Source organism: Bacillus hominis, assembly GCF_018332515.1.
Lineage (GTDB): Bacteria > Bacillota > Bacilli > Bacillales > Bacillaceae_G > Bacillus_A > Bacillus_A hominis.
Genome location: NZ_BOQD01000207.1, coordinates 1 through 11854 on the forward strand (window position 1 = coordinate 1; position 11854 = coordinate 11854).

Annotated in this window: 12 protein-coding genes; 5 read left to right on the plus strand and 7 right to left on the minus strand. The window is 34.0% G+C overall.

From position 1 onward, the window contains the following. A partial coding sequence (locus KI356_RS19315; RefSeq protein ID WP_212936163.1) for an esterase/lipase family protein occupies positions 1-673 on the plus strand: 673 nt, incomplete at its 5' end. A 46-nt stretch (positions 674-719) separates the two neighbouring features. Here KI356_RS19315 and KI356_RS19320 read toward each other — a convergent pair. From KI356_RS19320 to KI356_RS19340, 5 genes are all read right to left on the minus strand, one after another. Next, positions 720-1865 carry an ABC transporter permease gene (locus KI356_RS19320; RefSeq protein WP_212936164.1) on the minus strand — a complete coding sequence of 382 codons (1146 nt, stop codon included), beginning with the start codon at positions 1863-1865 and terminating at the stop codon, positions 720-722. A 1-nt stretch (position 1866) separates the two neighbouring features. Then, positions 1867-2976, minus strand: coding sequence for an ABC transporter permease (locus KI356_RS19325; RefSeq protein WP_212936165.1), 1110 nt, complete (start codon positions 2974-2976; stop codon positions 1867-1869). A gap of 36 nt (positions 2977-3012) precedes the next feature. Next, the gene (locus tag KI356_RS19330; protein ID WP_128281493.1) at positions 3013-3951 is read right to left on the minus strand and encodes an ABC transporter ATP-binding protein; all 939 of its coding nucleotides are present in this window, start codon (positions 3949-3951) and stop codon (positions 3013-3015) included. 136 nt (positions 3952-4087) lie between these two features. After that, positions 4088-5188: a sensor histidine kinase gene (locus KI356_RS19335; protein WP_212936166.1), complete on the minus strand. Its 1101-nt coding sequence runs from the start codon at positions 5186-5188 to the stop codon at positions 4088-4090. A 4-nt stretch (positions 5189-5192) separates the two neighbouring features. Then, positions 5193-5831 (minus strand): response regulator transcription factor, encoded by a 639-nt coding sequence (locus KI356_RS19340; protein ID WP_128281495.1) that lies wholly within the window; start codon positions 5829-5831, stop codon positions 5193-5195. A gap of 275 nt (positions 5832-6106) precedes the next feature. On the opposite strand from KI356_RS19340, the gene KI356_RS19345 reads away from it, so the two are divergent. Genes KI356_RS19345 through exsE form a run of 4 tightly spaced genes read left to right on the plus strand, consistent with a single transcriptional unit; the run spans position 6107 to position 9051 of the window. Further along, entirely contained in the window at positions 6107-6595 is a 489-nt protein-coding gene (locus KI356_RS19345; protein ID WP_212936169.1) for an RNA polymerase sigma factor, read from the plus strand. Continuing rightward, a complete protein-coding gene (locus KI356_RS19350) occupies positions 6592-7035 on the plus strand; it encodes a hypothetical protein (protein WP_212936167.1) in 444 nt (147 codons plus the stop codon). Before KI356_RS19345 ends, KI356_RS19350 begins: the two co-directional genes overlap by 4 nt. Beyond that, complete coding sequence (locus KI356_RS19355; protein ID WP_128281497.1) at positions 7028-8098, plus strand: hypothetical protein; 1071 nt, start codon at positions 7028-7030, stop codon at positions 8096-8098. Before KI356_RS19350 ends, KI356_RS19355 begins: the two co-directional genes overlap by 8 nt. Further along, complete coding sequence (exsE, locus tag KI356_RS19360) at positions 8095-9051, plus strand: exosporium protein ExsE (RefSeq protein WP_128281498.1); 957 nt, start codon at positions 8095-8097, stop codon at positions 9049-9051. The genes KI356_RS19355 and exsE overlap by 4 nt, the downstream gene beginning before the upstream one ends. 32 nt (positions 9052-9083) lie before the next feature. Here the strand turns inward: exsE and KI356_RS19365 are convergent, their stop codons facing one another. Both KI356_RS19365 and dsdA read right to left on the minus strand, forming a co-directional pair. Continuing rightward, positions 9084-10331, minus strand: a complete 1248-nt coding sequence (locus tag KI356_RS19365; RefSeq protein WP_212936168.1) for a DUF445 domain-containing protein — start codon at positions 10329-10331, stop codon at positions 9084-9086. 151 nt (positions 10332-10482) lie between these two features. Beyond that, on the minus strand, positions 10483-11820 hold the full coding sequence (dsdA, locus tag KI356_RS19370; protein WP_128281500.1) for a D-serine ammonia-lyase: 1338 nt from the start codon (positions 11818-11820) through the stop codon (positions 10483-10485). Between the last annotated feature and the right edge of the window lie 34 nt (positions 11821-11854).

Here is an 11854-nt window from a genome sequence, read left to right on the forward strand (position 1 = left end):
CAAACTAAATTTAGTTTGTCATAGTATGGGTGGACTTCTTGCACGTTCTTACGTTCAAAGTGAAGAATATGAATACGATGTAGAGCAACTTATTATACTCTGTACACCAAACGCTGGATCTCCTCCCAATTATAGTTATTGGACTGGAGGTAGTCTCCCTGTTCATGCCTCTTCTAAAATAAATATTGTTCATTTTTATATGGAACAATACATTCATTACTTAAGCACCTTTTATAATATGGATAAAGTTGAAGCGATACACCTTTACTTTCCAGGATTACAAGATGCTATTCCTTGTAAAGATTACGGAAATTATTTATTTATAAGATCCGGCTCTTCTATTACATTTCTTCCTTATAACAAGATGAAAACGAAAAATCCATTCCTCGATACATTAAATGCAAATAGATTTATTATAGAGAAAAGAAATATTGAAACTACACTTATTGCAGGAGATGGGGTGGAAACAATTCAATATTTACAAGTCGTTCCCTCACATTCCAAGCTGAAATGGGCAGACGGAAAAGTTGTCGGTGATATACTTACAAAACACGGTGACGGTAACGCTGTATTGCATAGCGTTTTTCTTTTAGATGGCACTACATATATTGTGCATGCTTCACATAATGAAGTGCTCTACAAAAGCATTCCTATATTACAAAAGATACTTTAAATTACGAATACAAAAAAGGCGTGGCATTACGCCACACCTTTTTTCATTAAATAAAGTTCCTTGCATCATTATTTCTTCCAAACTTATAAATAGCAATTAAGAAGAATGCTACCGCAAAGGCGAATAAGATTAAAATATTTAAATACAACTCTGAAAATGGAATTCCTTGCTGTAATTTCGTAATCGTGTCCATTAGCCAGCGTTGCGGTAAAAAATTAGCTATTTTTTGTACCGTTTTCGGCATAATATCATAGGGGAAATAGCATCCCGCTAATAAACATGTCGGTACAATGACGACATTTTGCATCGCATTTGAAGCAGTTGAATTTTTCGCAAAAGACACAATTACTAAAGACAAACCAATTGCGATTAAAGCAAATATCATGAGTACACCAATCATCACTGTGAAAGGCATATTTATATTTGTATGAAAAACATACTTCATAAATAATACGGCAATTACAATCTGCATTGTTAGTATAATCATATTCACCGCGACATTAGATAATATAAATTTCTTTCCATCTATCGGTGTCGATAATAATCTAAAATACGTTCTGTTCTCTTTTTCTTTTAAAATAATTCCAGATAAATTCGCTGCCGAAAATAGCATAAACATGATAAGATAACCAATCGTTTGATTTGTCATATCCTTATTTTTCGAAGTATCTTCAAGTGTCTCTGCTTTTACTTTAAATGAACCTTTTTGATAACCAGCGTACATACTATCAAACGTACTTTGATCCGCCCCTGCCACTTTACTAATCGCAGTGATATTATCAACATAGTTATATAAATATGATTTTATAAATACTGTTACTTGATCACCTTTAATCGATGAAACTTCAATATGACTCGGTTTCCCTGCTCGAACACTTTCGGAAAAACCAGACTGTAATGTAATAACACCATCAAGTTTTTTTGAAGTGAGTTTATCTTCCACTTCAGATTCCTTAATTTTACTAATATTTACATGATTGAGTCCTTCTAAAAATTTCACTGTATCATTTGCGATAGGCTGATTTTCTTTATTTATAACCCCAATATTTAACGTTCCTTGCCCTACATTCCCATATATTGAAAAAGAAATGAGTGTTCCTATTATCGGAAAACTTACAATAAGCAATAATCCTTTTTTATTTTTTAAAAGCGCAGCTAATGTTTTTCGTATGAGCCATAAAATATCTTTCATATTACAGCCCCTCCCGTCTACGTAATGCGATAATCGCAATTAATAAAAAGATTGCTGAAATTCCAAGATTTAAAGAAATAACCGGCAGTGCTGCTCCTATGTCATTTGCATAAATAATTTTCATAATGGCTGTGTTGGCCCACGTTAATGGCGATAAATTCGTAACGACATTTTCTTCCACTACGAAATAAGCACCACCAAAAATAGAAGCTAATTGCACAACAACCATAATAATTGCTCTAGATGCCTCACCTGTTTTTGTAATATATCCGATTCCTAAACCGAAGCTAATTGCTAGAAAGACTTCTGTTAGTAAAATAATAAATATGATTCCAAGATGGTCGCCCCAATTCGCTTGAAAAACAAATTTACTAAATAAAACAACGAGTAATAGACAAAGTGCATTTGCTACAAGACTACCGAGCACTTTCCCAATGAAAATTTCAGCCTTACTAATAGGTGCTGCAATTAATCGATCTCCTGTTTTTCGTACTCGTTCTCCTCGAATTAAAAAACTTGCCCCCATTGCAGCATACAATGCAATCATTGTCGTCATTACGACCGCATAGTAATCCATAGAACCCGGTTTTTTAGCAGTTTGTAATGATGTTTCTTTTATATAATCGTTATGATTTCCGTTTGAAATAACTGCGCTAACCTTACTCGGATCTACTTTTGCAACTTCTGCCGCTACATTGTACTTATCAACAAATGTCGTAAGCATTCCTTCAACAATACTCCCTTCAATACTACTTCTGTCGCTCCCATAAAATTTCGCACCATCTTTACTCAATTCTACATATGCAGCATATTTATTTTGCTTCACTTCTTCTTTCCCATCTATGCCCTCAAAAGCTTTTTTAAAATGGATACCCGATTTATCGACCTCTTTCGTAAATGCTTCAAATGATTGAGAAAACGTGCTGCCCGCTTCATCTTTATAAAGCACTTGTATATCTTTAATCGAATGACTATCGCTATTAAATGCGTTACTTAACGCGGTTCCTAATACAAGCATAAGCACAATCGGAAATGCTAACATAAAAACTAAAGTTCTTACGTCCCTGAAATCTCTTTTAATATGCATAACTGCAATATTGAAGATGTTCAATTGATGAACCTCCCTTTACCTTTTCTTCATTTCCCTTTATTTATCTCGTAAATTTCTTCCAGTCAACGTAAGGAATACTGTTTCTAAGTTCGGAGCCTGCTCCTCTAACGAACGAATTTCAATATCGTGATTAATACAATGTTGAATAATTTTATTTAAATTGTTTAATCCTGCATCAGAATTCACTTTAATTACGTTCTCTTCGATTTGAACAGCTTTCACACCACTTATCTCTTTTAATTTTTCTACATCTAAGTTTTCTACTGACTTCACTTCGATCCAAACATCTTTCGTATCGGTAATAACCGCTTTTAACTGTTCTTTCGTGCCTTCTGCAATTACTTTACCGTGATCTACAATTGCTATTTTCGTACAAATCTCCTCTACCTCTTCCATGTAGTGACTCGTATAAATAATCGTACTTCCCATTTCATTTAATTTTCGGACAGACTTAAGAATGTAGTTCCTTGACTGCGGATCAATTCCAACTGTCGGTTCATCCATAATAATTAACTTCGGTCTATGAGCGATTGCACAAGCGATATTCAGCCTTCTTTTCATCCCGCCAGAAAAGTTTTTCGGGTAACTTTTATGTTTATCACTAAGCCCAACAAATTGAAGTGCTTCCTCTACTCTCGCTTTTAGTTCAGCCCCTCTTAGTCCGTACAATCCGGCAAAGAATTTCACATTTTCATAGGCGGTTAGCTCTTCATATATTGCAATATCTTGTGGAACGATACCGATGTTCATTTTCGCAAATCGATTATGTTTCTTTATATTTTTTCCTAGTATGCTAATTTCACCTTCATTACTTCTTAACAAGCCAGCAATCATATTTATCGTTGTACTCTTACCAGCACCATTCGATCCTAAAAATCCAAATATTTCTCCTTCTTTAATAGATAAAGACATATTATCTACCGCGATGAAATCACCAAATTTTTTCGTTAAGTTTTTAATTTCCAATATATTCATCATTTCACCCCTATTTCGGTTTCTCTGCTATCAGTATAAACAAAAAGAATGAACCTGCTCAGTGCAGAACTTCATTCTTTTCACATGAGAATATTCACTTTTTTCATATGAGATGATTCATCCTCATCACACTTTCCTATATCGGCAACAACATCGTTACTGAAAAACCACTTGTCCCATCTACAATAATTTTCCCGTTTACAGATGCTGTTCTCTCCTCCATACCCATAATACCGAGACCTTTTTTTACAAGCACTGCACCTTTTCCATTATCCTTCACTTGTACTTTAACCATCTTATTAAGTACATGAATATCTATAGAAATAACTGTCGCATCAGCGTATTTCATTGCATTTGTTAACGCCTCCGTAACGTTTTCACCGATAATCTTCCACTGAATTGGAGAAATCATATCTAAGTTTCCTTTATAAACGAAAGGAATGTTCACATCATGCTTACCTGCAAATTCCTCTATGAATAATTTCATACGATGAATGCCAATTTGCTCTGTTGGTGGCTTCATGTTTTTTAATGTAACCCGAATGCTTTCAATGCCATCTTTCGAAATATGAATTGCATTTTGTAATAACTCCTCAGATTTTACTTTATCTATTTCCATTAATCTCTTTGCTGCTTCCATTTGAATAAGTGCACCTGTCATCGAATGACCGATTTTATCATGAATCTCTTGTGATAACCGATTTCTCTCTTCTAACTTAAACGTGTACTCTGATTGCCTTATGTACTCTTTATTTTCATGTAAACTTTTCGTCAGTCGTTGCATATCTTTTCGAATCTTATCATTTTGTGATTCAAGCTTTAATACTCGAGCGATATAACAATCTGCCATAGTTAAAATGAGAAAAGAAAATGCAACAATTAATCCATACGTCATTTGAATACTTTCATTTGTAAAAGTAATAGGGAGCATCATAATGAAAAAGAGCAGCCATTTCCCCTCTATATAATTTGATGTTATTTCGTATAAGTTCAAAGGTAAAAACAAAATAAAAAACGGATGCACCTTCCATGTAAATAAAATTACTACACCAATTGACACACAAATTAAAACCCTTTTGTATGTATCTTTTTTTAATATAGAGATCATTACGTTTACTGAAAGGTATATAAGCAGTGTAAATATAATCCATGGTAAGTTTGCAACATTTGCGTAAATATAACTACACACAATATATATAAATACAATTAATTTACTTATAGTTAACCAAAATTCCATAACATTAATCTACTTTCCCTGTTAAGTAATAAATCGCAATTTGCGTGCGATGTTCTAGTCCAGTTTTCCCTAAAACTGATGTAATATAATTTGCAATTGTGCCTTCAGATATGAAAAGCTGCTTCGAAATTTCTTTATTAGAGAAACCTTTCGCAATTAATGCGATAATACTAAGCTCTCTTTCTGTAAAAAGACTCTTATCTATTTTAGATTCTTCCTCTTTACTTTCCATTAAATTAGACTTAATTTTATCAAGCACTACATCTTGCATAACAGTTTGGCCGTTATATACACCTTTTATTGCATCACGAATACGCTCCGGATCATTATTTTTTAATAAATAACCTTTCGCTCCGTTTTTTACTGCATCCAAAATATATTCATCATCATCAAACGTCGTTAAAATAAGCGGTTTCGTTTTCGTCTCTTCACAAATGAGCTTCGTCGCCTCTACCCCGTTCATATTTGGCATGCGGACATCTAAAAGCGCAATATCGACTTCATGCTTTTTACAATATGCTACAGCTTCCTCCCCATCATTTACAGTATCTAATACTTCGAACTCTTCGTATGTATTTAAAATAATTTTCATGCCTTCTCTAATAAAAGAATTATCATCTGCTATTAATATTTTAATTTTCATGTTTGTTAGTATGGACCTTCCCCTACTAACATTCACATCCTTTCTCATGTAACATTTCCTACTTGCTCATTATATACTTCTCTTTACCATTTTTTCACACCTTTTTCATATAGCCCTCCTGCTAAAAATATATTATTCTTTTTTTACAAAATGTGTAGGGTGACTTATCATTCTTTACGTCTATATAATAGAATGCGTCAAAAAGGAGGGAGAGACCGATTGAGGAAAAACAATTAATTGAAAAAGCACAGCAAGGAAGCGAGCATGCTTTTCGTATCCTTGTACAAACATATCGTCATTATATTTTTCAAGTTATCTTTTCTATTTTAAGACATGAAGAAGATGCTAAAGATGTTACACAAGAAGTATTCGTAAAAATTCACACCTCTCTCCCAAATTATCAATTTCGCGGATTAAAAACGTGGATGGCACGTATTGCCACCAATCACGCTATTGATTATAAGAGAAAGAAAGCTAGAGAAAACGAAGAACTCTCCTTATGTAAAGAAACAGAGGAAAATATAAAATCCTCTCATAACATTGAAGCTTTACTATTGACGAAAGAGCAAAAATTACTCATTTCTCAAAAACTAAGAGAACTTCCCGACAATTACCGTGACGTCGTTCTCGCGCATTACTTAGAGGAAAAAAGTTATCAAGAAATTGCTTTCCAAGAAAACATCGAAGTGAAAACAGTCGAAATGAAACTGTATCGGGCAAGAAAATGGATAAAAAAACATTGGAAGGAGGAAGAGTTTCTATGATGCATTATTCAAAAGAAGATTGGCGCAATTATACATTAGATTTTATAGAAAGCAATGAACGTGAATCTATGGACGAACACCTTTATGAATGTGATCATTGTTTAGCACTTTACATGGAAAGTATTGATGAACAACATGAAAACCTTCCAATGATAAATGATGATTCATTTACAAACGAAGTTATGACGCAAATTAATTTTGAAACGCTACAACCTAATGAAAATATAAAAACAAACTCACTAAAGCGCACGATTATTCACTACATAATTGCAACTGCGGCTACAATTATTTTTATGGTAAGTGGTTTATTCCAATATATTTTCACAGCGACATCAAATTTCGAGAAATCTTCCAAAGAAAATGAGACTTCTATCTCACAACAAATTGTAAACAAATCGGTAGACACATCAAAAAAGGATGGAGGTTCAAAGCATGAATAAAAATCCCTTTTTAGCACTTGTATTAGGGCTAATTCCTGGGCTTGGACATTTATATTTAAAGAAATTTGGACGTTTTATTTTATATAGCGGAGGGGCTTTATTTCTATTTATCTTTGCAGCATTTTGTACAATAGCATTAGGAGCGCGTGATATTGCTTTTCTTTCTCTATTTTTACTAGTCGTGTTATGGGCGATCAATTTATTAGATTTAGTTATCACTATTATTAATCAATCGAAAAAACAAGCTGCCGGAGAATTTACAGAGTCCTCTAAAGAGAGCGAACGATTTTATATCATTCTCCTATCAATCATCCCTGGACTTGGTCATTTCCAATTAGGGCTTATGCAACGAGGTCTTACATTTTTAGTCGCTTGCGCAGGCTTAGGCAGCATGATTATATTTGTGACATTATTAACATCTCAAGGAAGTTTCCTTATCTTCCTTATTACGTTACCTGTTTTATGGATTTATAATTTCTTCGATGTTGTTCAGCAACTACAGAAAAAAGAACGTGGCGAGCAATTAGTTGATCGTACTATTTTTGAAGACTTTGAAGAGCACCGAGAACAAGGAAAGAAAAGTAAAACATTCGCTTCCATTTTAGCAATGTTTCCTGGAGCAGGACATATGTATTTAGGCTTACAACGTCGTGGTCTTCAGCTTATGGCAGCCTTTTTACTATCTATTTATTTACTTGATTTATTAAGATTATCTGCCTTCTTATTTTTAGTACCAATCATTTGGTTTTATAGCTTTTTTGATGCTTTACAACAAACTGCAAAATACGGAAAAGAACGCGTACATGACGAACCTATCATCGATTATTTCATAAATCATCAAAGATGGATCGGTATCGGATTAATTGCATTAGGTGGTTATCAATTATTAGATCAAACACTCCTTCCTATTTTGGACGATTATTTTGCAACTATATTTAACATTCATCTTAGCGAACTATATTATCGCTATTTCCAAACATCTATCGTTGCACTCCTCTTAATTGGTGGCGGCTTTAAATTGTTACTTGGAAATAAAGAAAACAAAGGTGGTACAAACGAATGAGAACATGGCGCGTTGGAACATTCTCAATGGGGCTTTCCATTATTACATTAGGTTGTTTCTTACTATTTTCAGTCATTAAAGGCACTCAAGTATTGGATACATTAACAGCATGGTGGCCTGTTTTACTTATTATACTTGGCGCTGAAATTTTACTATACCTTCTATTTTCTAAGAAGGAACAACCATTTATTAAATATGATATTTTTAGTATTTTCTTTATCGGCGTTTTAGGAAGTGTTGGAATTGCTTTTTACTGTTTATTATCGACTGGATTACTAGAAGAAGTTCGTCATTCTATTAACACAACGAGGCAAACGAGTAATATTCCAGACGGACAATTTGATATACCTGAATCTATCAAAAAAATCGTAGTAGATGCAGGACATCAGCCTCTAACGATAGAGGGAAATAATACAAATCAAATTCATCTTTTGGGAACTTATGAAATGACCACGAAAGCAAATGAAAAACTCAATTTAAAACGAGATGATTTCCTTTCAGTTCAAACGGCTGGAGAAACGATGTATATCACTTTAAAATCATTACCTGTTCAGCATACGTTATTTAATTCAGCATCACAGGTGAAACCAACGCTTGTTCTTCCGCAAAATAAAAATGTGGAAATCCGTGCTTCAAATAACGAACTATCTCTTTATCCAGGTCAATTACAAAATAATTGGTTTGTACAGGAAAGCTCAAGAGTGTCTGTCCATCTTGCAAAAGAGAGTGATGTATCTTTAACAGCAGTAACAAATCAAAAAGAAACACATGGAAGCACACCTTGGGAACAAGTAGAAGATTTAACGAAAAAAGAAAATACTTCTTCAGAAGAACATCCAGAATTAAACAACCAAGAACATTGGTATAAAAATTCGATTAAAATTGGAAATGGCACGTACAAGTTAAATATTGAGAAAGCTTATAATTTAAATATGAGCGTTATTGAAAAATAAGAAAAACCTTCCGCAATTGCGGAAGGTTTTTTTCATATAATCGCTTTAATCCCTTCTAACACTAATCCAATCATAAAGCCACAAACAGCTCCGTTCACACGGATCCACTGCAAATCTTTACCGACATTATTTTCAATCATTTCGATTAATGTTTTATCGTCTAACTTATCAAGGTTTTCTTGCACAAGCTTTCCAATTTTCGAATGATTCTTTTCAACAAAAATAACAACTTGTTTTTGTAACCACTCTTCTATTTTTTGAACAGTACTTGCATCCTCTTTTACTTTATTCATTTGCGTTTTTAAAAATGGAACAAGGTACTTATCAGCAAACTCTTCATTTTGCACGAAGGTAACTGCCCTACTCTGTACTTGCCCTAGCATCTCTTTTATTTTGTCAGTAGCATCCCAATTTGCAATCCATCGTTCTTTCCAATTCTCTAACTCCTGTAATAAAGCTTCGTTTTCCTTCACATTAATAAGCTCTTGACGAATCTTCATTAATATAAGCTGTCTCGTACTATTATCAGCATTTTGCAAACTGTTAATATTACTAATAACAAATTTTTGCAAGATGCTGCCGATTTTATCTTCATCTACAATATTCATAAATGACTTCAAAGTAAACTGCAGGAATCCATCTACTTTTATGTTTTCCATCGCCTTCATACCTAAGCTTCCTAGCTGATAACGTGCTTCATCTTGAGCTGTCCAATCCTTCACTTTTACTAATATGTAATCCAATGTTTTTTCATCATATTCTTGCACAACTAATTGATCAACAAGCACTTGTAATATGTTACTTGTGTTAATTGTATGCAAATACGTTTTTAATTCTTTTTCAATAATAACAGCTAATTTTTCTGTATCTATTTGAAGAATCGCTTTCTCAGCAATTGTTACAATTCCTTTTTTCACAGCATCAGACTGTAACTCTTTCTCAGCAATTTGCAGTACCATTTGTGCTAGCTGCATGTCTTTTACTTTACTTGTAATACTTTCTTTCGTCAGCCATTCATTTTCTAACGTAGAAACGAGCCCCTTTGTTACCCGCTTACGATTTTTTGGTAATAATGCTGTATGTGGAATTGGAATTCCCAACGGATGACGGAATAAAGCTGTAACCGCAAACCAATCCGCAAGTCCACCGACTAACCCAGCTTCAAATCCCCCTTGAATAATCTCTCCAGCTATCGTTCCTTGAAAAGGGATTGAAGCCACAAAACCTACGCCCATAACCCCAAGCGAAATACCCGCTATATATTTAGTCTGTAATGACATCGTATACACATCCTCTTATTATGTAAAATAAAGCTGTTTGTTATATTTATTCAATATTAGTTATCCTTTATATATACTATAAAGAACTATTGTGAAAATAACAAAGAATTTTATGTACATGAAAAAAATGAGGCTGTAAATAGCCTCATTTTTATTTTAACGTTAATTCCACACCTGTTTTATAATACCCATTCATCACGTCTTCTGGAACCATACTACCTCCAGTTCCCCACACAATATGTGTACCTTTCTTTACCTTCTCAGTTAACTGTTGTTTTTGTAAATAATCATTTTCAGCTTTACATACATTAAGCGGCCCAATCATACCCGCTAACGCCGAAGGCTCTAAATAAATATTTTCAGTATCAGCCAGTTCTTTTAATAATCTATACAACTCTTCATCACTTACTGTGTAATTTCCACTCAAAAATGGTTCCATCGTTTTACCGACAAATCCAGATGGTCTTCCTACCGCAAGTCCATCCGCATCTGTTACATTATCAATACCGATATCTTGAACGGCAATTTTATCGTGAAGCCCCGTCATTAAACCGAGTAACATACACGGGGAATGTGTCGGTTCAGCAAAGAAACAATGCACATTGTCTTTATACAATAATTTTAAGCCGAATGCTACTCCGCCAGGTCCGCCCCCTACTCCGCACGGAAGATAAACGAATAAAGGATGTTCTTCATCTACTACAATCTCTAACTCTTCTAATTGTTTTTGTAATCGCGATGCCGCTACTGCGTATCCTAAAAATAAATCATGCGAGTTTTCATCATCTACAAAATAACAGCTAGGATCAGCATCTGCTTGCCTTCTTCCTTCTTCTACTGCTTTACTATAATCAGCCTCATATTCAATAACGTTTACACCTTTACTTCTTAATAAATCTTTTTTCCATTGTTTCGCATCCGCTGACATATGAACAGTCACATTAAAACCTAGTTTTGCACTCATAATCCCAATGCTAAGTCCTAAATTCCCTGTCGAACCTACCGCAATAGAATATTTTGCAAAAAACTCTCTAAACATATCACTATCTAAAATTGAGTAATCCTCTTGTTCTGTTAACATTCCATGCTGCAATGCTAATTGCTCAGCATGTTTCAACACTTCATAAATGCCGCCCCTAGCTTTAATTGATCCTGATATTGGAAGCTCACTATCACATTTTAATAGTAATTCTCCTAATATTGGTTGCCCGTAATTTTTCTCTAAAGATTGTTTCATAGCTGGTATTTTCACTAAAGGTGATTCAATAATGCCGTTCATTCCTTTCGTTTCAGGAAAAACTTTCGCAATATATGGTGCAAAACGCTTTAATCTCTCTTCCGCGTCTTTTACATTTTCTTCATTCAGCGGCGAACCTTTTATTGCCGTTTCATACTTTTCTATATTCGGGTTTACCCAAAATACTTCTTCCGTTGCAATAAGGTTATTTACTAATGGGAATCGTTCTTTTAATACCTCTATCTCCTTCATTCCTCTTCCTCCTCATATTCTTGTAGCTAGCCAT

What these genes read in the sequence shown, in the direction of transcription:
- KI356_RS19320 (WP_212936164.1), bottom strand. Translation starts at nt 1,865, where the DNA reads ATGAAAGATATTTTATGGCTCATACGAAAAACATTAGCTGCGCTTTTA.
- KI356_RS19365 (WP_212936168.1), bottom strand. Translation starts at nt 10,331, where the DNA reads ATGTCATTACAGACTAAATATATAGCGGGTATTTCGCTTGGGGTTATG.
- KI356_RS19335 (WP_212936166.1), bottom strand. Translation starts at nt 5,188, where the DNA reads ATGGAATTTTGGTTAACTATAAGTAAATTAATTGTATTTATATATATT.
- KI356_RS19340 (WP_128281495.1), bottom strand. Translation starts at nt 5,831, where the DNA reads ATGAAAATTAAAATATTAATAGCAGATGATAATTCTTTTATTAGAGAA.
- dsdA (WP_128281500.1), bottom strand. Translation starts at nt 11,820, where the DNA reads ATGAAGGAGATAGAGGTATTAAAAGAACGATTCCCATTAGTAAATAAC.
- exsE (WP_128281498.1), top strand. Translation starts at nt 8,095, where the DNA reads ATGAGAACATGGCGCGTTGGAACATTCTCAATGGGGCTTTCCATTATT.
- KI356_RS19350 (WP_212936167.1), top strand. Translation starts at nt 6,592, where the DNA reads ATGATGCATTATTCAAAAGAAGATTGGCGCAATTATACATTAGATTTT.
- KI356_RS19330 (WP_128281493.1), bottom strand. Translation starts at nt 3,951, where the DNA reads ATGAATATATTGGAAATTAAAAACTTAACGAAAAAATTTGGTGATTTC.
- KI356_RS19355 (WP_128281497.1), top strand. Translation starts at nt 7,028, where the DNA reads ATGAATAAAAATCCCTTTTTAGCACTTGTATTAGGGCTAATTCCTGGG.